Source organism: Lysobacter sp. P5_C4, from assembly GCF_054049695.1.
Map to the genome: position 1 here is coordinate 470,311 of NZ_JBFULX010000002.1, position 20,405 is coordinate 490,715.

The following is a 20,405-nucleotide window of genomic DNA, read 5'->3' on the forward strand; positions in this document are numbered from 1 at the left end:
AAGACCGCGCGCACCAGCTCGTCGCGGCCGACGGCGCGGTCCCGGTGTTCGATCAGGGCCGTACTGCCGGGGTTGGGTTCGCCGGATCACGGTCCCATAATCCCGCGATGGAGATCAAGTCCGACAACCCCGACCACGGCTTCCAGTTCCCGGGCACCTTCGAGCTCTCCGCCATGGGCGCCGCGGCCGCGGACCTGCAGGCCGAACTTCCACGGCTCCTGATGGACGCCGGCATCGACGTGGTGAGCGAATCGGTCAGCTGGAAGCATTCCTCCAACGGGAAGTACGTTTCGGTGCGCATCGCCTTCAAGGCCGACTCGCGGGCGCAATACGACGCCGCGCACGCCGCCCTGCGCGCGCATCCCGAGGTGAAGTGGACACTTTGAGCGTCGCCGCCGCGCCGCAGGCCGGCACCGCGCGCGAATCGCAGGCGCGCCCGGCCCATGTGCGCGACCTCGGCCGCAGGCCCTATGAACCCGTCTGGCGCGCGATGCAGGCCTTCACCGATTCGCGCACCGATCAGACGCCCGACGAAATCTGGCTGGTCGAACACGACCCCGTCTTTACCCTGGGCCAGGCCGGCAAGCCCGAACACGTGCTGATGCCGGGCGACATCCCGGTCCTGCACGTCGACCGGGGCGGCCAGGTGACCTACCACGGCCCGGGCCAGATCGTGGCCTACCCGTTGCTCGACCTGAAGCGGCTGAAGGTGGGCGTGCGCGAGTACGTCAACCGCATCGAACAGGCGATCATCGACACGCTGGGCGACTGGAACATCCTCGCGCAGCGCCGCGACGGCGCGCCGGGCGTCTACGTGAACGATGCGAAGGTCGCCGCACTGGGCATCCGCGTGCGCCGTGGCTGCACTTTCCACGGACTGGCCTTCAACATCGCGATGGACCTGGAACCCTTCCACCGCATCAACCCGTGCGGCTATGCGGGTTTGCAGGTGGTTTCGATGGAAGACCTGGGTGGGCCAGGCAACCTCGACGCCATCAAACCCCGGCTGCTGGACCACCTCGCCGTACAATTCGGCTTGCAGCTCCAGCCTGCCTCCCCCGAATTATTCGTGGCACCGTCCCCATGAGCGAAATCGAGTCCAAGGCCATCCCGCTGACCATCGTCGGCGACGCCGCACCGTCGCTGGTGCCCGGCGCGAAGCAGATCGCCGGCGACAAGATCGCACGCTCGCCCGTGCAATTCGCCGACACGCCCGTGCTGCGCAAGCCCTCGTGGATCCGCGTGCGCATCCCCTCGGGCAATTCGGTGGCCAACCTCAAGGCCAAGTTGCGCGAGAACCGCCTGGTCACGGTGTGCGAGGAAGCGAGCTGCCCGAACATCCACGAGTGCTTCAGCCACGGCACGGCGACCTTCATGATCCTCGGCGAGGTCTGCACGCGCCGCTGCTCGTTCTGCGACGTCGCCCACGGCCGCCCGAAGCCCCCGGATGCCGGCGAGCCCCTCCACCTGGCGACCACCATCGCCGACATGGGCCTGAAGTACGTCGTGATCACTTCGGTCGACCGCGACGACCTGCGCGACGGCGGCGCCCAGCATTTCGTCGACTGCATCAGCGCGGTGCGCCACCACAGTCCGCGCACGAAGATCGAAATCCTCACGCCCGACTTCCGCGGCAAGGGCCGCATGGACCGCGCGCTGGAGATCCTCGCCACCAACCCGCCGGACGTGTTCAACCACAACGTCGAGACGGTGCCGGACCTTTATTCGAACGTGCGGCCCGGCGCGGACTACGCCTGGTCGCTCACGCTGTTGAAGAAGTTCAAGGCGCAGCACCCGGAGGTCGCCACCAAATCCGGGATCATGCTCGGCCTGGGCGAGACGATGGAACAGGTGCAGGCCACGCTGCGCGACATGCGCGCGCACGACGTGGACATGGTCACCATCGGCCAGTACCTCCAGCCCAGCCCGCACCACCATCCGGTGCTGCGCTACTGGACGCCCGAGGAGTTCAAGGCACTCGAGGTCTACGGCATGTCGCTCGGTTTCACCCACGTGGCCTCGGGCCCGTTGGTGCGCTCGTCGTACCACGCCGACCGGCAGGCGATCGACGCCGGCTTCGTGGCGGCGTAAAGGCGCGGTTCGGGTTCGTCTTCGGATTCCGTTAACGCCACGCGAAAGCGGGCGTCCGGCATGAATGGTCCCCCTGGGCTGAACGCGCAGTCTCATCTTTTGCCGCTGGCGCGCGCCGGAAACTTTCGGCACTGTCGGCCTATCGATGCTCGGTCGCAGTCTGGACTTGCCGTCGAACCCGCGGCACCCCGTTTGTTCCCTTGTCGGCCCGCCCCACCGGGCCCGGAAGCGCCCATGAAGCTCAGCAAGACCCTGCCCGTCCTCACCATCGCCCTCGCGCTGTCGGCACCGATCGCGCTGCTCGCGCGCGCCGACAACGACAGCAAGCTGCCCGACGGCCCCAATGCCGCGCAGGCGAAGACCGCCGAACTGGTCTATGGGCTGTTGTCGGACAGCCGCTTCGCCTACCGCCCGCGCAACCTCGACGACACGCTGTCGAAGGACATCTACAAGCGGTACATGGAAGCGATGGATCCGGGGAAGCTGTTCTTCACCGCGCAGGACGTCGCGAAGTTCGCGCCGTACCAGACGCAGCTCGACGATGCGATCAAGAGCGGGTCGATGGACGCGCCGTACGCGATGTTCGCCATCTACAAGCAACGCGTGGCCGAGCGCACCGCGTTCGCGCGCAAGGCATTGAAGACCGACAAGTTCGATTTCAGCGGCACCGACCGCTACGACTACGATCGCGAAAAGGCGGCGTGGGCCGACACGGCGACGCTCGACAAGATCTGGACGCAGTCGGTGCGCAACGACTGGCTGCGCCTGAAACTCGCCGGCAAGGCGCCAGACGAAATCCGAAAGACGCTCGACAAGCGTTACGGCAACCTCGTCAAGGGTGTCGAGGATCTCAACGGCGAAGACATCTTCCAGACCTTCCTGACCTCGTACGCGAACTCGATCGACCCGCATACCGATTACTTCAACCCGCGCACCGCGGCCAACTTCAACCTGACGATGTCGCTGTCGCTGGAAGGCATCGGCGCGGTACTGCAGAAGCAGGACGAAGTGGTGGTGATCCGCGAGATCATCCCGGGCGGCCCGGCCTCGCGCAGCGGCAAGCTCAAGCCGGGCGACCGCATCGTCGCCGTCGGGCAGGGCACGTCGGGCGAAATGAAGGACGTGGTCGGCTGGCGCATCGACGATGTCGTCGAACAGATTCGCGGCAACAAGGGCACGCCCGTGCGCCTGGACGTCGTGCCGGCCGAATCGCCCGCCGATTCCAAGCCCGAGCGCCTGGTGCTCACGCGCGACAAGGTGCGCCTGGAAGAACAGGCCGCGAAGGCGCAGACCATCACCGTGCCGGGCGCCGATGGCGCCGCGTCGCGCAAGATCGGCGTGATCAAGCTGCCGGCCTTCTACCAGGACTTCGAAGGCCGCCGGAAGAACGCGAACGACTATGCGTCGGCCACGCGCGACGTCGCCAAACTGCTCGCGCAGCTCAAGGCGCAGAAGGTCGACGGCGTGGTGCTCGACCTGCGCAACAACGGCGGCGGTTCGCTGACCGAGGCGGTCGAGCTGACCGGCTTGTTCGTCGATCGCGGCCCGGTGGTGCAGGTGGTCGAATCCGGCGGACGCGTGAGCGTCGAGGACGACACGCGCGCCGGCGTCGCGTGGGATGGCCCGCTTGCGGTGCTCACCAATCGTGGTTCGGCCTCGGCCTCGGAAATCTTCGCCGGCGCGATCCAGGATTACGGCCGCGGCCTGGTCATCGGCGAAACCACCTTCGGCAAGGGCACGGTGCAGAACCTGATCGACCTGGACCGCTGGCCGCAGAACGACGGCGACAAGTACGGCCAGGTGAAGCTGACCATCGCGCAGTTCTTCCGCATCAGCGGCGGCAGCACGCAGCACAAGGGCGTGGTGCCGGACATCGCGTTCCCGGTCTCGGTGGATGCCAGCGAGTTCGGCGAAAGCACCTACGACAACGCCTTGCCGTGGTCGCGCATCCAGGCGGTCGACCACACGCAGTACGGCAACTTCGCACCGATCATTCCGCGTCTCGACTCCCTGCACACCGCGCGCGTGGCGAAGGACAAGGAATTCCAGTGGTGGGCGCAGGACGTGGCGCAGTTCCGCGAGGAGTCGGCGAAGAAGTCGGTTTCGCTCAACGAAGGCGAGCGCCGCGCCGAGCGCGACAAGTTCGAAGCCAAGCGCAAGCAGCGCCAGGCCGAGCGCAAGGCGATGGGCCTCCCGCTGGATCCCTTCGCCGACGACAGCGACGACGGCCTGCAGGCCAACGAACGCAACATCGCCGAAGACGCCAAGCGCGAAAAGCTGGAAGAGAAGCGTCCGGATCCGCTGCTCCGCGAATCCGCCGCGATCCTCGCCGACGCCCTCACGCTGTTGACCAACGACCAAAAGCTCTCGCAGCAGGTGCTGCCGGCTGCGCGCACGCTGGGCCACTGGTCGGAGTGATCCCGAGGCGGCGCGCGGGGTTTCCCTACGCGCCACACGGCAAGAATCGGATAGCGGGCGCCTTCGGGCGCCCGTATCGTTTCCACCCATGGATATGATCGCAACCAAGGCCAGCGACACGACGATCCGCAAACTCGAGCATGCGCGCCGCGTGCTGGAGACGGACGAGCCTACCCTGGAAGCGCTCGCGGACGTCGTGGGCCTGAGTCCCTCGCATTTGCAGCGCAGCTTCACCGCGCGCTTCGGGCTGAGCCCGGCGCAATTCCTTTCGCAGCGCAAGCTCGGCGCACTGAAGTCCGCGCTGCGCGACGGCGACGATGTCAGCGGCGCGTTGTACGACGCCGGTTATGGTTCGCCATCGCGCGTGTACGAAGCCGGTGCCGCGCGACTCGGCATGACGCCGGCGCGGTATCGCGCCGGCGGGAAGGGCGAACGCATTCGCTGGAGCATCGTCGATACCGCACTCGGACAGGCACTGGTCGCGACCACCGAGCGCGGCATCTGCATGGTCGAACTCGGCCGCGATGCCGCGGGCCTGGAGCGCAGCCTGCACATGGAATTCCCGCAGGCGCACCTGGAATGCGTCGACGCTGGCCGCGACGAATTCCTCTCCCCGCGCGTGCGCGCCGTGGCAGACGCGTTATCGGGCAAGCTGGCGCACGTCGACCTCGACCTGCTCGGCACCGCCTTCCAGAGGAAAGTCTGGGATGCGCTGATGCGCATTCCGCGCGGCGAAACCCGCAGCTATTCGGCGCTGGCGGCCGACGTGGGCGCACCGCAAGGCGCGCGTGCGATCGCCAGTGCCTGTGCGCACAACCGCATCGCGATCCTCGTACCGTGCCACCGCGTGGTGCGCAACGACGGCACGCTCGGCGGCTACCGCTGGGGCCTTCCGCTCAAGGAACAACTGCTGCGTCGCGAACAAGCCGCCGCGTAGTTCACTTCTTCCGCTTCACCGGCGCGCGCGTGGGCAGATGCAATCCCATCTTGATGGGCTCGAACACCATGCGCGTCTCGTACCGCTTGAGCGTCTCGTCGCTGCCGAACAAGCGCTCCGCCACTTCGCGCGTATGCGGCAACCCGGTCGTCGCCAGGATCACGAGGTAATCCCACTCGCCGGCGAGCACGTAGCACTGCTGCACTTCCACCGAACTGCGCATGCGCGCATAGAAGGCGGCATGGTGGCGAGCCGATTCGCGCTCCAGCGCGACCAGCACCGTCGCCAGCGTGACGTTGCCGAGCATCGCCGGATTCAATACCGCGACCTGGCGCATCAGGCCCGATTCGCGATACCGCTTGATGCGTCGCTGCACGGCGCTGGCCGACAGGCCCACCTCGTCGCCCAGCGTGGACAGCGTGGCGTCGGCGTCGGCCTGCAACAGTTCGAGCAGCCGGTGGTCGAATTCGTCCAGTGCGAAGGGCGTGGTCGACATCGTGTGCGCTCGCAGGGTGATGCGCGTTCTCGCGCCGTGCAAGATTCTTGCGCGCAAGCGCACGAATTTTCAAGCGCGATTCCGGGCGGATCGCTAGAGTGCTGGCTTCCGACCTCCCCCTCGTCGGGAGCCCCGATGCAGGACCCGATCCTCGCTTCCCTCGCGCAGTTCCCCCAGGTCCTGCGCGCGCACTATGCCGCGATTCCGCCCCGCCACGCCCACTTCCGGCCGGAGGCCTGGGACGGCTGCCCGAGCGAACACTTCGACCCGCTGCACCAGCTCTGGCACGTGCGCGACATCGAGCGCGAGGGCTACCACGTCCGCTTCCGGCGAACGTTGGAAGAGAACGCACCGCTGCTCGCCGACATCGACAGTTACGCGCTCGCCGAATCGAACGGCGAACGTGGCAGCGCGGAACAGGCGCTCGACGAGTTCGAAGCCGCGCGAGCGCAAACCGTTGCGCTGCTCGCGGCACTCACGCCCGAGGAACTCGAGCGTCCCGCGACCTTCGCCGGCTTCGGCCCGGTCACCGTCCGCGGCCTGATGCACCTGTTGTGCAGCCACGACCACCAACACCTCGCCGGCCTGCAATGGCTCGCCTGCCGCATCGATGCGAGCGAGCCGCGCGCGCTTCCCCACGCCTTCTTCGCACAAGCCCCCGCATGAGCACGCCTTTGAAACCCGCCACACCGCTCGCGATCGGATTGGCGCTCGCATCCGTCTACATCCTGTGGGGATCGACCTACCTCGCGATCCGCTTCGCGCTGCACGGCTATCCACCTTTCCTGCTCGCGGCGATCCGCATGGCGATCGCCGGATCGATCATGTACGCGGTGCTGCGCATGCGCGGCGTCGCTGCACCGACGAAGAAGCAATGGATCACGCTCGGCAAGTTGTCGATCTTCATGGTCGTCTTGTCCAACGCGCTGGTGAACAAGGCCGAGACGCAGGTCGGCTCGGGCCTGGCGGCGATCGCGGTCGCGTCGATGCCCCTGTTCGCCGGCGTGTTCGCGATGCTGCGCGGCCGCCATCCCTCCCGCATGGAATGGGGCGGCCTGATCATCGGCTTCCTCGGCGTGATCTGGTTGAGCGTCGGCGGCGCGTTGTCGGGTTCGACGCTCGGTTTGATCTGCCTGATCATCGCGCCGCTCGCGTGGGCGTGGGGGTCGATCTGGTCGCGCGACCAGGATCTTCCGGAGCCCTTCATGGCGGCCGCCGGCCAGATGCTTGTCGGCACGCTATGGCTGATCGTGGTCGCGCTCGTCGCGGGCGAGCGCATCACGACGATGCCGAGTGTTGAATCCACCGCCGCGCTGCTGTATCTCGTCGTCGCCGGTTCGATCTTCGGCTTCACCGCCTACATCTGGTTGCTGCACCACGTGCGGCCGGCGCTCGCGACCAGCTATGCCTACGTCAACCCGCCGCTCGCGGTGTTGATCGGTGCGTTGATCGGTGGCGAATCGTTCACCACGCACGACCTGGGCGCGATGGCCGTGATCCTCGCCGGTGTCGTGCTGATCACGCTGGCGAAGGCGCGTGCCGCATCGCCGGCGTCATCGCAAGCGGACTTGCGCGATGCAGCCGAGGAGCCGGCGGCGTGAGCGAACACACGCTGGACCGTCGCGGCCTGTGGATCGCGATCGCCTCCTTCCTGCTGTGGGGCGTCATGCCGCTGTGGTGGCACCTGATGAAGTCGGTGCCCTCGCTGCAGATCGTGCTGCATCGCATCGCATGGAGCGCCGTGATCGTCGGTGGGTTCTTGTTCTGGCGCGACGGACGCGGTTGGCTGAAGCGCGCGCTGTCGAAACCGAACACGTGGTGGATGCTCGCGCTCTCCGGCGTGCTGATCGGCTTCAACTGGGGGCTGTACATCTGGGCGGTGAACGCCGGCCATGTCGTGGAATCGAGCTTGGGTTACTTCATCAATCCGCTGCTCAACGTGTTGCTCGGCGTCGTCTTCCTGCGCGAGCGCCTCGGGCACGTGCAGTGGGTATCGGTGGCGATCGCGACACTCGGCGTAGCGTGGCTGACGTTCCGCTTCGGCCAGCTGCCGTGGATCGCGCTGGCGCTCGCGGCGTCGTTCGCGCTGTACGGATTGATCCGCAAGCTCGCGGCGGTCGACTCGATCGATGGCCTCGGCGTCGAAGGCGCGTATCTGTTCCTGCCGGTCCTCGCGATGCTCGCCTGGAGCGAAACGCACGGGCAGGGCGGCTTCTTCGACGGCTACGGCATCGCGATGAGCGTGATGCTGATCGTCAGCGGCGCGCTGACCGCACTGCCGCTCGTGGGCTTCGCCTACGCGGTGCGCCGCGTGCCCTTGTCGATCATCGGGTTGTTGCAGTACGTCGCGCCGATGATGCAATTCCTGATCGGCGTGTTCGTCTTCCATGAAGCCTTCGACCGCGACCGCGCGGTGGGCTTCGCGTGCATCTGGATCGCCCTGGCGATCTTCGCCATCGACGGGGCGTTGCGTGCGCGTCGTGCGAACGCACGTGCGGCACTGGTTCCCGCCAACGCGTCACGCTGAGAGGTTGCCATGCTCCAGATGCGCCCCAACTGCGAGTGCTGCGACAAGGACCTGCCGCCCGACGCACACGACGCGGTGATCTGTTCGTTCGAGTGCACGTTCTGCGCCGACTGTGCGACGCGTGTGCTGAAGGGCCGCTGCCCCAATTGCGGTGGCACCTTCGCCCCACGCCCGACGCGCGCGGCGCACCTGCTTGCGAAGAGCCCCGCGTCGACGCAACGCGTGCTGAAGCCCGATGGCTGCAGGCAAGCGGGCTGAGCGACGAACCCGGTGAGAGACGGGCGCGTGCGGCGCCCGTCCCGGTGACGCTTACGGCGCGCCGCGCACCGCGAACTGCTGTGCGACCAGCGTCGAATTACAGGGTTGCATCGTCAGATGCGTGCCGGTCGTCCCCAGCGTAATGCAACGCTGGACACCCGCAATCATGCTGCGCAGCTGCCCGGTCTGTGTCCGCTCCCACTGCTGATTCGACTGGTCGTGGCACGCCTGCGCAACGATACGCGTGCCGTTGCCGGAGAATGCAGCAAGACACAGGTTGCCGACTTCGATCCTGTCGTTCGCGAACCGGAACGTCTGGTTCGGGCGACCACGGCAGGGATACGCCGCGAGCGAACGCCCCGGCGCGATGCTGCCTGCGACTTCGACGCAGTGGCCGTTGACGGCGCTGACCAGCAATGTGTCCTGCGTGACCCGCACGTTGCGGACTTCATGATGGGGCCGCCCATGATGTTCGCCCCAGAGGCCGAACTGCACCTGCGCCGGTAGCGTTTTTGCGACCGCCAGTTGCGTATAGATCGGCTTTCCGTCGACTTTCACGTCCAATGTGTAGCCGGCAACGCCGAAGTTGGGCGTGACCGTCGCATCGACTGCGCGGACGAATCCGCGTGCAACGGCTTCCTCGCGCGTGGCGCAATGCCGCGCCTCGATGCGATCTCCGTGCATGTTGTTGTAGTTGCCGCAGGTGAGCCACATCGGCGCCTGGTCGCGCGCAATCACCGTGTTGTCGGCGCGGACGACGACGCGGTTGTACCTGCCCCAGAACTCGTGGGGACCATTGCATGCGTCGTAATACGGCCCTTCGTAGCCCAACTTCACCATGAGCGCCGACGAAGCGCATTCGAACGCCTTGCCTGCCTGGTGCAACTCCGGACCCTTCGTCGGGTCGAGGAGATGGAACCCGGCGGTGGCGCCGACGTTGTACCGCGTGTCGTACGACAGGAACTCGTACTGGATGCGGATCGGCAGCCGCGTATCCAGCAGCGTGGACGACGTCGCATAGGACATCTGTTCCTTCGAAGGCGCGTTCGCCATCAGGCTCAGCCAACCGCTTCCGTTCATCGACGGCGGTGTACGCAGCGTCTCCGGATTGGCCAGCCAGAACAGTTCGGAGGACAACGCCCAACCCTGGGCCGTCGTCTCATTGGTGAAATCGCCGACGATGTCCTCGGCGGCGGCGCCGCTTGCGAACATGGACAACAGGAGCGCGCTCAGCGCGATCGATCGTTTACAACGATGCATTGTGGGAGGAGTCCTTTTGGGACGCGGGGTGCGCCGCGCGCCACGATGTTGGATCCCTCGCCACTGGCCTATGCGAAGTCTCTACGTTGCAGGCAGAGCCGACCGCCAAAAAAGAGGCCGCGCAGTGCGCGGCCTCCGGATGCAACACCTGTTTGAACGATCACGCCGCGCGCAAGGCCTCCGTCACCGGCAATCGCGCCGCGCGCAACGCCGGGAACAGGCCGCCGACCAGGCCGATGCCCAGCGCCCACTTCAGTCCCGTCCACAACAATTCCGGCGTGACGCGGAACTGGAAGACCACCTGGCTGAAGTTGTTGCCCAGCGTCGACACGGTGTGCCCGTTGAACAGCAGCCACGCGATCGCCGCGCCCAGCAAGCCGCCGAGCAGCGCGAGCAACATCGTCTCCAGCATCACCGCCGTCACCACGGGCAGACCGCGGAAGCCGATGGCGCGCATGGTCGCGATCTCGCGTGCACGTCCCGCCACGGCTGCGTACATGGAGTTCAGCGCGCCGAAGATCGCACCCACCGCCATGATCGTGCCGATCACGATGCCGAGGATCGACAGGAACTTCGTCAGGTTCTCCGATTGCTTGGCGTAGTAGTCGTGCGTGGTCGACACGTCGAGCTTCAGGCGCGGATCGGCGGCCAACGCGCCGCTCAATTGCTTGAAGCCGGTCTTGCCGTCGAGTTTCACCGTCACCGACTGGAAGGCCTGGCGCTGGTAAGCCGGGCCGAGCACGTCGGCATCGGCCCACAGTTCGGACTCATTCGAATCGCCCGATTCGAACACGCCCACCACCGTCCAGATCTGGTTGGCGAGGTTGAGTTGCTTGCCCACTTCCAACCCGCGGAACTGCTTCTGCGCGCCGCGCCCGACGACCATCTCGCGCAGGCCGCCGTTGAACTTGCGCCCCTCGACGACCTTCAGGTTCGGTCGGATGGCCCATGCATCCGGCCCGACGCCGCGGAACTGCACGTTGGTATCGGTGCCGTCGGCCATGCTCTGCAGGTTGACGACCTGCGACAGCTCCGGTGAAACGATCGGACGCCCGTCGGGGCCCCGTGCGATGCCTGCGAGCGCCGAAATCAGCGGCACCTGGTCGCGCGTGATCACCGAGTTGGTCTCGGCCTGCGAACCACCGCGCAACACGATCGCGGTGTCGGTGCCACCGGTGTTCGACAGCGTGGCCCGGAAGCCTTCGCCCATCGCGAGCATCGCGACGAGCACGCCAACGACACCGGCGATGCCGACGACGATGACGAGCGAGGCACCCCAGCGTTGCGGCAAACCCGCGATACCGATGCCTGTCGCCGCACGTGCGAGTCCGCCGCTGCGGGTGGTGAACAACCAGATCAGCACGATCACGGCGAGGCCGATCATCCCGTAGGGCAGGAACGCCGCAACGCCGAGCACGGCGGCCAACAAGAGCAGGAGGAGCAAATTCACGAAGAATTTCATGGGGGTCTCCTCAGCGGCCCGCGAGGGCGTCGACGATGTTGAGGCGCATCGCGCGCAGTGCCGGCAACAAGCCCGACAGCACGCCGAATACGAGCATGAGCAGCAACCCGGTGATCCAGCTTTCTGCCGGCAAGGACTGCGGCAACTGGATGAAGCCGCCGCTGCCCTTCGTCGTGGCGATCATCGCGATGGGCGCGAGCGCCAGGCCGATGACCGCACCGATGGCGACGAGCAGGACCGATTCGCCCAGCACCAGCATCAGGATGCTGCGGTTGGTGAACCCGATCGTCTTGAGCACCGCCAGTTCCGGGATGCGTTCGCGCACGGCTTGCGCCATCGTGTTGCCGGTGAGCAGCAGCAGCGTGAAGAACACCGCGCCCATGATCCCGCTCACGATCATGCCGATGTCGGCGATCTGCTTGATGAACGCCTGGTTGAACGCTTCCTCGGTTTGCGTCTTGGTCTCGTGGTCGGAGTTCGCCGAGAGCTTGTCGATCGCCTTGGAGACGCGATCGGCGCTCCCCGCGTTGTCGAGTTGCACGATGTACCAGCCGACGCGGCCCTTGACGTAATCGTTGGACTCGTCGAAGTAGTTCCAGTGGAACAACATCACCGCTTCCTGGCCTTTCCGCTTCTCATCGGCGACATGGAAGATGCCGTCCAGGCGGAAGGTCCAGTCGTTGCTGCCCTTGGTCGGGAAGATCGTCGCCTGCAACGGGATCGTGTCGCCGATCTTCCAGCCGAACTTCTTCGCGAGCGATTCGCCGACGACGGCGCCGACGCGATCGGATTCCCAGGCCTTGCGCTGGTCCGCCGGCAACACGTACTCGGGATACAGATCGAGATAGTCGGGGCCGACGGAGAAGTTCGGGAAGAAGTTCTCCGGCTTCTGGTAGATGCCGCCGAACCATGCCGCGTACGAGGATTTCTTCACGCCCTGGATCGAACGGATCTGCGAATCCAGGCTGTACGGCAGCATCTGCGTCAGCGACAGGCGCGAGGACGCGATCATGCGGTTGGCGCCGGTCACGCTGCCACCGGAATTGAAGGCGACGCGGACCGAATCCAGCATGCCGAACAGGAAGAACGCCGTGATCACCGAGAACAAGGTGAGGAACGTGCGTGTCTTGGAGCGGAACAGGGCCGCCCAGATCAGATGGAAATATTTCATCGCTGGCCTCCGGCGATCAAGCGTGGACGGCTTGTTCGACGAGGTTGCCCTTGTCGAGGTGCAGCGTGTGCGTCGCGTATTCCGCGGCCTTCGGATCGTGCGTCACCATCACGATGGTCTTGCCGTGGTCGCGATTGAGCATCTGCAGCAAGCCCAGGATGTCCTCGGCCGATGCGCGGTCCAGGTCGCCGGTCGGTTCGTCGCAGATGAGCAGCGTGGGATCGGAGACGATCGCGCGTGCGATCGCCACGCGCTGCTGCTGGCCGCCGGAGAGCTCGGACGGGCGATGCTTGCCGCGGTCCTTCAGGCCGACCAGTTCCAGCGCGATCTCCGCGTTGCGCTTGCGCTGCGCGGCCGAGAGCTTGGTGAGCAGCAGCGGCAGTTCGACGTTCTTCTGCGCGGTGAGCGTCGGCATCAGGTTGTAGAACTGGAAGACGAAGCCGACGTGGTTGCTGCGCCAGTTCGACAACTGGCCCGAGGCGAGCTGGTCGATGCGCGCACCGCCCACGGAGATCTCGCCGCCGGAGGGCGTATCGAGACCGCCGATGAGATTCAGCAGCGTGGTCTTGCCCGAGCCCGAGGGCCCCATCAGCGCGACGAAATCGCCCTCGTCGATATCCAGGTCCAGGCCGTGCAGGACGTCGACGGTCTCCGGACCGCGGCGGTACTTCTTGTGCAGGTTGCGGATGCTGACGAGGGTGGACATGCGAACTCCGGGGGGTCTGTGTAGCGGGTAGGGAGTTACTGCGCTTCTGTTTTCTTCTGCTTGATGCGGCCGCCATCGGCGAGCGATTCGGGCGGTGCGAGGACGACGGTATCGCCGCCGGCCAGGCCATCGGTGATCTCGCGATCATCGCCGAGCGTGCGACCGACCTTGACCGCGCGCTGCTGCACCTTGTCTTCGGCGACGACGAAGACGACGTCGTTTCCGCCGCGATCGACGATCGCGCTCGCCGGCGCAAGCACCGTCGGCTTGCGCGGCGCGGCATCTTTCGGCGGCGCGGTTTCCAGGAAGCTGACGCGCACGCCCATGTCGGGCACGATGCGCGCGTCTTTCTGATCGACCGCAACGCGCACCTTCACCGTCGCCTTGCCGCGGTCGGCGGCGGGGATGATGGCGATGACGTGGCCGGGGATCTTCCAGTCCGGATACGCGTTGAGCATGGTCTGCGTCGGCATGCCGGGCTTGACGCGGCCGATGAAGGCTTCGCCCACTTCGACTTCGACTTCCAGCGAATCCATGTCGACGATCGTGCCGATGCCCGTGCGCGTGAAGCCGCCCCCGGCCGACAGCGGCGAAACGATTTCGCCCGGCTGTGCGGCCTTGGCGATGACGATGCCCGCGAACGGCGCGCGCACGATGGTGTTGTCGACACCCTGGTCGGCGATGCGCAGGCGATCGCCCGCGACACGCGCGTTGCGTTGTGCGGTCAGCAATTGCGCGCGCAATGCATCGCGTTCGGCGACGGCCTGGTCGTACTGCGCTTTCGCGACGAGTTGCTGCTTGACCAGTCCGTTCAAGCGCCCGACGTTCGCCTCGGCTTCCTTGAGCTGCGCCTGGACCATGCCGATCTGGCTCTGCGCGGCGCCGACCTGCGAGGACATCAGTGTGCGTTCGGCGTCGGCATCGATCGGATCGAGGGTGGCCATGATCTGGCCGGCTTCGACGTGCATGCCTTCTTCGATCTTGATCTCGCGCACCTTGCCGGTGATCTTCGCCGACACCGTCGCCATGCGGCGCGCGACCATGTAACCGGTCGCGTCGAGCACCGTGGCGGCACTATTGCCGCTTGCGCCGCCGACGGCCGTCACTTGCGCCGTCTCGACTTCCGTCGCGCCGTTGCGCCCGAAGGCCGTCCAGGCACCGACGAGTGCCGCGAACAAGCCGCCGAAAATGGCGAGCAACGCCCAGCGCTTGCGCGAGTGCGGCGCGGGTGGGGGCGCGCTGCGGTCGATGCGCAATTCCTTCAACAGATCGGCGGACGCGTTGGGCATGGTGGTCCAGGGACGGGGGGAGGCGCCTAGTGTGACCAAGCGGGCAGGCGGATGCCATTGCACGGGGCGCAGCGTACGGAAGGCCACGCCTGGACGCACCTGACGCATGTCATGTCCTTTGCATGAAGGTCCGGACTACGACGCCGACCGGTGCAGGCGCAGCATCTTCGCCACATCCTCGAGGAGCTTCGACATGGCCATCGGCGAAGGCGCACTCGCGCGCCTGCACCAGGCAAGCAAGTCCTACGGCAAGGTGCGCGCGCTGGACGGCGTGGACCTGATCCTGCGCGGCGGCGAGCTGCTCGCACTGCTGGGCCCCAACGGCGCGGGCAAGACCACCGCGATCGGCCTGTTCCTCGGACTGCTGCGCGCCGACGGCGGCTCGGTCGAACTGTTCGGCCAGGATCCACAGGACATCGGCGCGCGCCGCCACATCGGCGTGATGTTGCAGGACGCGCAACTGCCGGCGACGTTGCGCGTGGGCGAACTCATTCGCCTGGCCGCCAGTTACTACCCGGCGCCGCGCACCGTCCAGGAAAGCGCGGAGCTGGCGGGTGTCGCCGATCTGTTGAAGCGCCCGTACGGCAAGTTGTCCGGCGGCCAGCAACGCCGCGTGCAATTCGCGCTCGCCTTGTGCGGCCGGCCGAAGCTGCTGTTCCTGGACGAACCGACCGTCGGCATGGACATCGAAGCGCGCCAGAAACTCTGGGCCGCGATTCGCCATCTGGTCGCCGAGGGCAATGGCGTCGTGTTGACCACGCACTACCTGGAGGAAGCAGAAGCGCTCGCCGACCGCGTGTGCGTGATGGCGAAGGGCCGTGTGATCAGCGAAGGCAGCTTGGATGCGCTTCGCGCGCGCGTTGCGATGAAGCGCGTGCGCTGCGTGACGCAACTGCCGATCGAGATCATCGAAGCCTGGCCGGGCGTCATCGAGGTCACGCGCGAAAGCGATCGGTTGTGCATCAACACCGAGCATGCCGAAGCCGTCGTGCGTCGCCTGCTTGCGCTGGATGCGCAATTGAGCGGGCTGGAAGTGCGCGCCGCAGGCCTGGCCGAAGCCTTCACCGAACTCACCCGCGACGATGCCGCCGCGACCTTGCAGGAGGCTGCGTGATGTCCACGAAGCTGTCGATCCGCTCCGAACGCCCGCGCATCGACGCCATGCCGCGCGCCCGCGTCTTCAACGCCTACCTGCAGGAAATGCGCGCCGAATGCCTGCGTTACCTGCGCAACCCGGGCTTCATGCTGCCGACGCTGTTGTTCCCGACCGTGTTCTACATGATGTTCGGCGTGTTCCTCGCGCGCCCGGGCAGCGAGGCCGGGCGTTATCTGCTCGCCGCGTACGGCACGTTCGGCGTGATGGCGCCCGGGCTGTTCGGCTTCGGCGTGTCGCTGGCGATGGAACGCGAGAACGGCTTGCTCACGCTCAAGCGCGCGATGCCGGCGCCGCCGTATGCCTACCTCATCGGCAAGATGGTCATGGCGATGGGCGTCGCCGCGGGTGTGTTGACCTTGCTGGTCCTGCTCGCGGTGTTCGTCGCGCACGTGCCCGTCACGGGTGCGCAGATCGCGGCGTTGTATCTGTCGAACGTGCCGGGCGTGCTGCCCTTCTGCGCGCTGGGGCTGTTGCTCGGCACGCTGGTGAAGGGGCAGGGCGCACCTGCGGTCATCAACATGCTCTACCTGCCGATGGCCTTCCTCTCGGGCCTTTGGTTCCCGCTGGAAAGCCTGCCGAAGACGCTGCAGTCGATCGCACCGGCGCTTCCCAGCTATCACCTCAATGCGCTCGCGCTGGATGCAGTGGACATCGCGGAAGTGAAAGCACTGCCGCATGTCGCGTTCCTGGTGGTGTTCACCCTGGTCGTCCTGTGGCTGGCCGCAAGGCGCCTGCGCAAGGTCGGCTGAAGCTTTAGCATTCACCGCATGCACGCCACCGCCGCGCCCATCCCGCCCCGCATCGCGCAATTCTTCGCGCGACGCGGGTTCACGCCCGCGCCGGATTCGGCGATCGCCGACCTCATCCGCCAGGGCAAGTCGCCGTGGACCGACGCCGTCCACCTGCTCTGGTCGATGTGGGTGTTCGTCACCCCGATGTTCGGCCCGGGGTACACGTGGCAGTGGGTCGCGCTGACGGCGGCGTCGTATCCGGTGTTCATCGCGTTGTATGCCAAGACGCTGCTCTCCTCGCGCCGCGTATCGGATTGTTACGCCTATGGCATGGCTGCGCTGTGTTTCGTGTTGTTGCCCTGGTATTCCTCGGGCATCAGCTACTTCGTGTTCGGCTGCGTGATGCTGCACGCGGGCAAGCGCCACCGCGCGCTCCCGGTGTTCCTGGTGCAATGGCTGGGGCTGAACGTGTTGTATGCGGCGATCTGCATGGCGGTGGGCTATCCGTGGCAGATGATCGCGTGGATGCCGGCCATGACGCTGATCATCGGTGTGATCGTCAACGTCGAACGCATGAGCGCGGACAAGGACATCGCGTTGAAGCTTTCGCACGACGAAGTGCGCCGCCTGGCCGCGACCGCCGAACGCGAGCGCATCGGCCGCGACCTGCACGACCTGCTCGGCCACACGCTGTCGCTGATCACGCTGAAGCTGGAACTCGCGCGCAAGCTGAGCGAACGCGATCCTGTGGGATCCCGGCGCGAAATGGAGGAGGCCGAACGCGTCGCCCGCCACGCGCTGGCCGAGGTGCGTAGCGCCGTCACCGGCATCCGGTCGGCTGATCTGGCCGCCGAACTCGCTTCGGCGCGCCTGCTGCTCGAATCCTCGAACGTGCATCTGGAATACGGCGCACCGCCCGCAGGCCTGCCGCCGGACGTCGAACGCGGCCTGGCGCTGGTGCTGCGCGAAGCGGCGACCAATATCGCTCGCCACGCGCAGGCGACGAACGCGCGTGTCGCCTTCGACACCGATGCGCGCAGCGTGCGCATGTGCGTGGAAGACAACGGCCGCGGTGGCGTCACCGAGGACGGCAACGGCCTGGCCGGCATGCGTGATCGCGTGCGCTGCATGGACGGCACGTTGAGCGTCGAATCGACGAAGGGCAACGGCACGAAGGTCCTGGTGCGCGTGGGGTTGCCCGCGTGATCCGCATCGTGTTGGCGGAAGACCAGGCACTCGTGCGCGGGGCGCTGTCGGCGCTGCTGTCGCTGGAAAGCGACCTGGAAGTCGTCGGCACGGCGCCCGACGGCGAGGCCGCGTGGCGCGAAGTGCAGCGCCTGAAGCCCGACGTGCTCGTCACCGACATCGAAATGCCCGGGATGTCGGGCCTGGAACTCGCGCAACGCATCCAGCGGCACGCGCTCCCGATCAAGGTCGTGATCGTCACGACGTTCGGACGCGCGGGGTTCCTGCGCCGTGCGCTCGATGCCGGCGTCTCGGGTTATCTGTTGAAGGACGCGCCGGCCGAGGATCTCGCAGAAGCGCTGCGCAAGGTGCATCGCGGTGGGCGCGCGATCGATCCGCAACTGGCGATCGATGCGTGGAGCGAGGCCGATCCCCTCAACGATCGCGAACGGCAGGTGTTGCGGCTGGCGGGCGACGGCATGTCGGCGTCGGAAATCGCTGCGCAATTGAATCTGTCGAGCGGCACGGTCCGGAACTATCTGTCCGAGGCGATCGGCAAACTCGGCGTCGGCAATCGCATCGAGGCCTATCGCCTCGCGCGGCAGAAAGGCTGGTTGTAAACCTTACGCGAACCGCTGCTTCAACATGCCCCACGCCGCACGCAAACCCTGCGCCTCGCCACCCGTCGGCTTGCCCGGGCGATCGGTGTCGTTCCACGAATACACATCCAGGTGCGCCCACGGCTGCGTGGCGGGCACGAAGCGTTCGAGATACAAGGCCGCGGTCACGCTCCCGGCCATGCGCGAGGGCCCGCCGTTCGCGATGTCGGCGACATTGCTCACGAGATAACGCAGGTAAGGCCGCCACAACGGCATGCGCCACACCGGATCGCGTTGCACGCCCGACGCTTCGAGCCAATCGGCGGCCACCGATTCATCGTTCGCGTACAACGCCGGCAGGTCCGGCCCCAGCGCGATGCGCGCCGCGCCCGTCAAGGTCGCGAAGTCGACCAACAACGCCGGCTTGTCTTCGGCCGCGCGGGCCAGCGCATCGCACAACACCACGCGCCCTTCGGCATCGGTGTTGTCGATTTCCACCGACACGCCCAGCCGCGTGTTCAACACGTCGCCCGGGCGATAACTGAGCGGCCCGATCGCGTTTTCCACCGCCGCGACGAACAGGGTCAACCGCACCGGCAGCTTGCGCGCCATGACCAGGCCCGCGAGCGCAATCGCATGCGCCGCCCCGCCCATGTCCTTCTTCATGTTGCGCATGCCGTCGGCGGCCTTGACGTTCAGGCCGCCGGTGTCGAAGCACACGCCCTTGCCGACGAGCGTCAACTTCGGCGCATCGGCGTCGCCCCAATGCACCGCGATCAGGCGCGGCGCGCGATGCGACGCACGGCCGACGGCATAGATCGCCGGGTAGTTATGGTCGAGCAAGTCTTCGCCGCTGACCACTTCGATGCGCGCGCCATGGGCTTCGGCGAGTTCGCAGCACGCTTGTTCGAGCTGGTCGGGGCCCATGTCTTCGGCGGGCGTGTTGACCAGGTCGCGCACACGCATGCAGGCAGCCATGACGTCGAGCGTTTCGGCATCGATCGCGCCCGCGACCAGGCGCGCCGGTGCGCGCAGCGGCACCTTGTAGCGCGTGAACCGGTAGGCGCCCAGGCCCCAGCCCAGGTGCAGCGCGCGCAGCGCGTCCTCATCGAGTTCGCTCGCCAGCGCCCAGTCCCCCGGCGGCAACGCGAACGGCGCGTGCGCATAGGAGAAGGGATCCAGCGGATCGCCGACACCGAGCACCGCGCCCGCGATGCCACCATTCCCGGGCAGCAGCAACACGCTGCCAGAAACACCGGTGAACGAATGCGCGTCGATCCAGCTTCCCAGTTCGGGCACCTGCAATTGCCGCCATGCATCGAAGCCCGTGCGTTCGACGCAATACAGCGGCAAGCCTTTCGTTCCCTGCGGTGCGAAGCCGTTCGAATCGGTCATGCGACGTCGTCCGGGAGGTGCGCGTCCAGCCAGTCGGCCAGCGCATCGAGGGTGGGAAATGCGAGATCGGGGCGCACGTGCGCGTGCGGCCACGTCGGTTCGGGATGCAGGTCGTCGCGATGGATCCAGCACGTGCGCAACCCGGCGCGCGCGGCGCCGAGCACATCGAGTTCGATGTCGTCTCCGACGTGCAACACATGCTGCGGGGCTTGCCCAAGGCGTTCGCACGCGGCGCGGAAGATCGACGGATCCGGCTTTGGCGCGCCGTGCTGGCTGGCGCCGAGCTGGAAGGCGAAGTGATGCTTCAAGCCGATACGTTCCAGGTCGGCGTTGCCGTTCGTCACCGCGGCGACGGGCAGGCGTGCGGCGATGCGTTCGAGCGCTGCGATCGCGTCGGGGTAGCACGCCACGCGATTGCGTTCGGCGAAGAAGGCTTCGAATGCGGGCTCGACATGGGCCACGTCGTCGCCGGCCAGTTCCATCGCACGCGCCAGCGTGAGCTTGCGCAGCCGGCTGAAGTCGTGGGCCAGGTGCGGATGTTCGGCGTTGACCACATCGCGCAGTCGGCGCATGGCATCGACCGGGAAGCGTTCGGCCGTGCGCGGGCAATTGGCGCGCAGCCAATCGTGCTGCACATGGTCCACGCGCGCGCCGATGGGCGCGAAGGGCCACAACGTGTCGTCGAGGTCGAGGGTGATGGCGCGGATGCGGAGGTTCACCGGCC

At 66.7% G+C, this 20,405-nt stretch carries 21 protein-coding genes; 13 read left to right on the forward strand and 8 right to left on the reverse strand.

Features of this window, described 5'->3' with window-relative positions:
• Nucleotides 1-107 precede the first annotated feature (107 nt).
• The 5 genes from ACXJJ8_RS06590 to ACXJJ8_RS06610 all read left to right on the forward strand — a co-directional run bounded on the left by ACXJJ8_RS06590 (nucleotide 108) and on the right by ACXJJ8_RS06610 (nucleotide 5,446).
• Entirely contained in the window at nucleotides 108-386 is a 279-nt protein-coding gene (locus ACXJJ8_RS06590; RefSeq protein WP_499028607.1) for a DUF493 family protein, read from the forward strand.
• A complete protein-coding gene (gene lipB / locus ACXJJ8_RS06595) occupies nucleotides 383-1,087 on the forward strand; it encodes a lipoyl(octanoyl) transferase LipB (RefSeq protein WP_499028610.1) in 705 nt (234 codons plus the stop codon). The genes ACXJJ8_RS06590 and lipB overlap by 4 nt, the downstream gene beginning before the upstream one ends.
• A complete protein-coding gene (lipA, locus tag ACXJJ8_RS06600; RefSeq protein WP_499027924.1) occupies nucleotides 1,084-2,091 on the forward strand; it encodes a lipoyl synthase in 1,008 nt (335 codons plus the stop codon). Before lipB ends, lipA begins: the two co-directional genes overlap by 4 nt.
• A 234-nt stretch (nucleotides 2,092-2,325) precedes the next feature.
• Nucleotides 2,326-4,509 (forward strand): carboxy terminal-processing peptidase, encoded by a 2,184-nt coding sequence (locus ACXJJ8_RS06605; protein WP_499027926.1) that lies wholly within the window; start codon nucleotides 2,326-2,328, stop codon nucleotides 4,507-4,509.
• An 88-nt stretch (nucleotides 4,510-4,597) separates the two neighbouring features.
• The gene (locus ACXJJ8_RS06610; protein WP_499027929.1) at nucleotides 4,598-5,446 is read left to right on the forward strand and encodes a methylated-DNA--[protein]-cysteine S-methyltransferase; all 849 of its coding nucleotides are present in this window, start codon (nucleotides 4,598-4,600) and stop codon (nucleotides 5,444-5,446) included.
• A gap of 1 nt (nucleotide 5,447) precedes the next feature.
• Here ACXJJ8_RS06610 and ACXJJ8_RS06615 read toward each other — a convergent pair whose 3' ends face one another.
• On the reverse strand, nucleotides 5,448-5,942 hold the full coding sequence (locus tag ACXJJ8_RS06615) for an Lrp/AsnC family transcriptional regulator (protein WP_499027931.1): 495 nt from the start codon (nucleotides 5,940-5,942) through the stop codon (nucleotides 5,448-5,450).
• A gap of 135 nt (nucleotides 5,943-6,077) precedes the next feature.
• Between ACXJJ8_RS06615 and ACXJJ8_RS06620 the strand changes: the two genes are divergently transcribed.
• From ACXJJ8_RS06620 to ACXJJ8_RS06635, 4 genes are read left to right on the forward strand one after another with little or no spacing between them, the layout of a single operon-like run.
• The gene (locus tag ACXJJ8_RS06620) at nucleotides 6,078-6,608 is read left to right on the forward strand and encodes a DinB family protein (protein WP_499027933.1); all 531 of its coding nucleotides are present in this window, start codon (nucleotides 6,078-6,080) and stop codon (nucleotides 6,606-6,608) included.
• On the forward strand, nucleotides 6,605-7,543 hold the full coding sequence (yedA, locus tag ACXJJ8_RS06625; RefSeq protein WP_499027935.1) for a drug/metabolite exporter YedA: 939 nt from the start codon (nucleotides 6,605-6,607) through the stop codon (nucleotides 7,541-7,543). The genes ACXJJ8_RS06620 and yedA overlap by 4 nt, the downstream gene beginning before the upstream one ends.
• The gene (rarD, locus tag ACXJJ8_RS06630; RefSeq protein WP_499027939.1) at nucleotides 7,540-8,469 is read left to right on the forward strand and encodes an EamA family transporter RarD; all 930 of its coding nucleotides are present in this window, start codon (nucleotides 7,540-7,542) and stop codon (nucleotides 8,467-8,469) included. Before yedA ends, rarD begins: the two co-directional genes overlap by 4 nt.
• Nucleotides 8,470-8,478: 9 nt before the next feature.
• The gene (locus ACXJJ8_RS06635; protein WP_499027945.1) at nucleotides 8,479-8,727 is read left to right on the forward strand and encodes a DUF1272 domain-containing protein; all 249 of its coding nucleotides are present in this window, start codon (nucleotides 8,479-8,481) and stop codon (nucleotides 8,725-8,727) included.
• A gap of 51 nt (nucleotides 8,728-8,778) precedes the next feature.
• On the opposite strand, the gene ACXJJ8_RS06640 is transcribed toward ACXJJ8_RS06635, so the two are convergent.
• The 5 genes from ACXJJ8_RS06640 to ACXJJ8_RS06660 all read right to left on the reverse strand — a co-directional run bounded on the left by ACXJJ8_RS06640 (nucleotide 8,779) and on the right by ACXJJ8_RS06660 (nucleotide 14,615).
• Nucleotides 8,779-9,987, reverse strand: a complete 1,209-nt coding sequence (locus tag ACXJJ8_RS06640) for a ricin-type beta-trefoil lectin domain protein (protein WP_499027947.1) — start codon at nucleotides 9,985-9,987, stop codon at nucleotides 8,779-8,781.
• Nucleotides 9,988-10,147: 160 nt separating this feature from the next.
• Complete coding sequence (locus ACXJJ8_RS06645) at nucleotides 10,148-11,449, reverse strand: ABC transporter permease (protein WP_499027951.1); 1,302 nt, start codon at nucleotides 11,447-11,449, stop codon at nucleotides 10,148-10,150.
• Nucleotides 11,450-11,459: 10 nt separating this feature from the next.
• On the reverse strand, nucleotides 11,460-12,620 hold the full coding sequence (locus tag ACXJJ8_RS06650; RefSeq protein ID WP_499027955.1) for an ABC transporter permease: 1,161 nt from the start codon (nucleotides 12,618-12,620) through the stop codon (nucleotides 11,460-11,462).
• Nucleotides 12,621-12,636: 16 nt separating this feature from the next.
• Nucleotides 12,637-13,326 (reverse strand): ABC transporter ATP-binding protein, encoded by a 690-nt coding sequence (locus tag ACXJJ8_RS06655; RefSeq protein ID WP_499027958.1) that lies wholly within the window; start codon nucleotides 13,324-13,326, stop codon nucleotides 12,637-12,639.
• Nucleotides 13,327-13,361: 35 nt separating this feature from the next.
• Nucleotides 13,362-14,615: an efflux RND transporter periplasmic adaptor subunit gene (locus tag ACXJJ8_RS06660; RefSeq protein ID WP_499027961.1), complete on the reverse strand. Its 1,254-nt coding sequence runs from the start codon at nucleotides 14,613-14,615 to the stop codon at nucleotides 13,362-13,364.
• A 193-nt stretch (nucleotides 14,616-14,808) separates the two neighbouring features.
• On the opposite strand from ACXJJ8_RS06660, the gene ACXJJ8_RS06665 reads away from it, so the two are divergent.
• The 4 genes from ACXJJ8_RS06665 to ACXJJ8_RS06680 are packed head-to-tail and all read left to right on the forward strand — an operon-like array spanning nucleotide 14,809 to nucleotide 18,307.
• Nucleotides 14,809-15,729 carry an ABC transporter ATP-binding protein gene (locus ACXJJ8_RS06665; RefSeq protein WP_499027965.1) on the forward strand — a complete coding sequence of 307 codons (921 nt, stop codon included), beginning with the start codon at nucleotides 14,809-14,811 and terminating at the stop codon, nucleotides 15,727-15,729.
• On the forward strand, nucleotides 15,729-16,520 hold the full coding sequence (locus ACXJJ8_RS06670; protein WP_499027968.1) for an ABC transporter permease: 792 nt from the start codon (nucleotides 15,729-15,731) through the stop codon (nucleotides 16,518-16,520). Before ACXJJ8_RS06665 ends, ACXJJ8_RS06670 begins: the two co-directional genes overlap by 1 nt.
• Nucleotides 16,521-16,538: 18 nt before the next feature.
• Nucleotides 16,539-17,708: a sensor histidine kinase gene (locus tag ACXJJ8_RS06675; RefSeq protein ID WP_499027970.1), complete on the forward strand. Its 1,170-nt coding sequence runs from the start codon at nucleotides 16,539-16,541 to the stop codon at nucleotides 17,706-17,708.
• Nucleotides 17,705-18,307 carry a response regulator transcription factor gene (locus ACXJJ8_RS06680; RefSeq protein ID WP_499027972.1) on the forward strand — a complete coding sequence of 201 codons (603 nt, stop codon included), beginning with the start codon at nucleotides 17,705-17,707 and terminating at the stop codon, nucleotides 18,305-18,307. Before ACXJJ8_RS06675 ends, ACXJJ8_RS06680 begins: the two co-directional genes overlap by 4 nt.
• A 3-nt stretch (nucleotides 18,308-18,310) precedes the next feature.
• Here the strand turns inward: ACXJJ8_RS06680 and ACXJJ8_RS06685 are convergent, their stop codons facing one another.
• Together ACXJJ8_RS06685 and ACXJJ8_RS06690 are read right to left on the reverse strand one after the other, a co-directional pair.
• The gene (locus ACXJJ8_RS06685; protein WP_499027974.1) at nucleotides 18,311-19,681 is read right to left on the reverse strand and encodes a leucyl aminopeptidase family protein; all 1,371 of its coding nucleotides are present in this window, start codon (nucleotides 19,679-19,681) and stop codon (nucleotides 18,311-18,313) included.
• Nucleotides 19,678-20,400: an HAD family hydrolase gene (locus tag ACXJJ8_RS06690; RefSeq protein WP_499027976.1), complete on the reverse strand. Its 723-nt coding sequence runs from the start codon at nucleotides 20,398-20,400 to the stop codon at nucleotides 19,678-19,680. Before ACXJJ8_RS06690 ends, ACXJJ8_RS06685 begins: the two co-directional genes overlap by 4 nt.
• Nucleotides 20,401-20,405 lie beyond the last annotated feature (5 nt).

What these genes read in the sequence shown, in the direction of transcription:
- ACXJJ8_RS06590 (WP_499028607.1), top strand. Translation starts at nt 108, where the DNA reads ATGGAGATCAAGTCCGACAACCCCGACCACGGCTTCCAGTTCCCGGGC.
- lipA (WP_499027924.1), top strand. Translation starts at nt 1,084, where the DNA reads ATGAGCGAAATCGAGTCCAAGGCCATCCCGCTGACCATCGTCGGCGAC.
- ACXJJ8_RS06605 (WP_499027926.1), top strand. Translation starts at nt 2,326, where the DNA reads ATGAAGCTCAGCAAGACCCTGCCCGTCCTCACCATCGCCCTCGCGCTG.
- ACXJJ8_RS06610 (WP_499027929.1), top strand. Translation starts at nt 4,598, where the DNA reads ATGGATATGATCGCAACCAAGGCCAGCGACACGACGATCCGCAAACTC.
- ACXJJ8_RS06615 (WP_499027931.1), bottom strand. Translation starts at nt 5,942, where the DNA reads ATGTCGACCACGCCCTTCGCACTGGACGAATTCGACCACCGGCTGCTC.
- ACXJJ8_RS06620 (WP_499027933.1), top strand. Translation starts at nt 6,078, where the DNA reads ATGCAGGACCCGATCCTCGCTTCCCTCGCGCAGTTCCCCCAGGTCCTG.
- yedA (WP_499027935.1), top strand. Translation starts at nt 6,605, where the DNA reads ATGAGCACGCCTTTGAAACCCGCCACACCGCTCGCGATCGGATTGGCG.
- ACXJJ8_RS06635 (WP_499027945.1), top strand. Translation starts at nt 8,479, where the DNA reads ATGCTCCAGATGCGCCCCAACTGCGAGTGCTGCGACAAGGACCTGCCG.
- ACXJJ8_RS06640 (WP_499027947.1), bottom strand. Translation starts at nt 9,987, where the DNA reads ATGCATCGTTGTAAACGATCGATCGCGCTGAGCGCGCTCCTGTTGTCC.
- ACXJJ8_RS06645 (WP_499027951.1), bottom strand. Translation starts at nt 11,449, where the DNA reads ATGAAATTCTTCGTGAATTTGCTCCTCCTGCTCTTGTTGGCCGCCGTG.
- ACXJJ8_RS06650 (WP_499027955.1), bottom strand. Translation starts at nt 12,620, where the DNA reads ATGAAATATTTCCATCTGATCTGGGCGGCCCTGTTCCGCTCCAAGACA.
- ACXJJ8_RS06655 (WP_499027958.1), bottom strand. Translation starts at nt 13,326, where the DNA reads ATGTCCACCCTCGTCAGCATCCGCAACCTGCACAAGAAGTACCGCCGC.
- ACXJJ8_RS06660 (WP_499027961.1), bottom strand. Translation starts at nt 14,615, where the DNA reads ATGCCCAACGCGTCCGCCGATCTGTTGAAGGAATTGCGCATCGACCGC.
- ACXJJ8_RS06665 (WP_499027965.1), top strand. Translation starts at nt 14,809, where the DNA reads ATGGCCATCGGCGAAGGCGCACTCGCGCGCCTGCACCAGGCAAGCAAG.
- ACXJJ8_RS06670 (WP_499027968.1), top strand. Translation starts at nt 15,729, where the DNA reads ATGTCCACGAAGCTGTCGATCCGCTCCGAACGCCCGCGCATCGACGCC.
- ACXJJ8_RS06675 (WP_499027970.1), top strand. Translation starts at nt 16,539, where the DNA reads ATGCACGCCACCGCCGCGCCCATCCCGCCCCGCATCGCGCAATTCTTC.
- ACXJJ8_RS06685 (WP_499027974.1), bottom strand. Translation starts at nt 19,681, where the DNA reads ATGACCGATTCGAACGGCTTCGCACCGCAGGGAACGAAAGGCTTGCCG.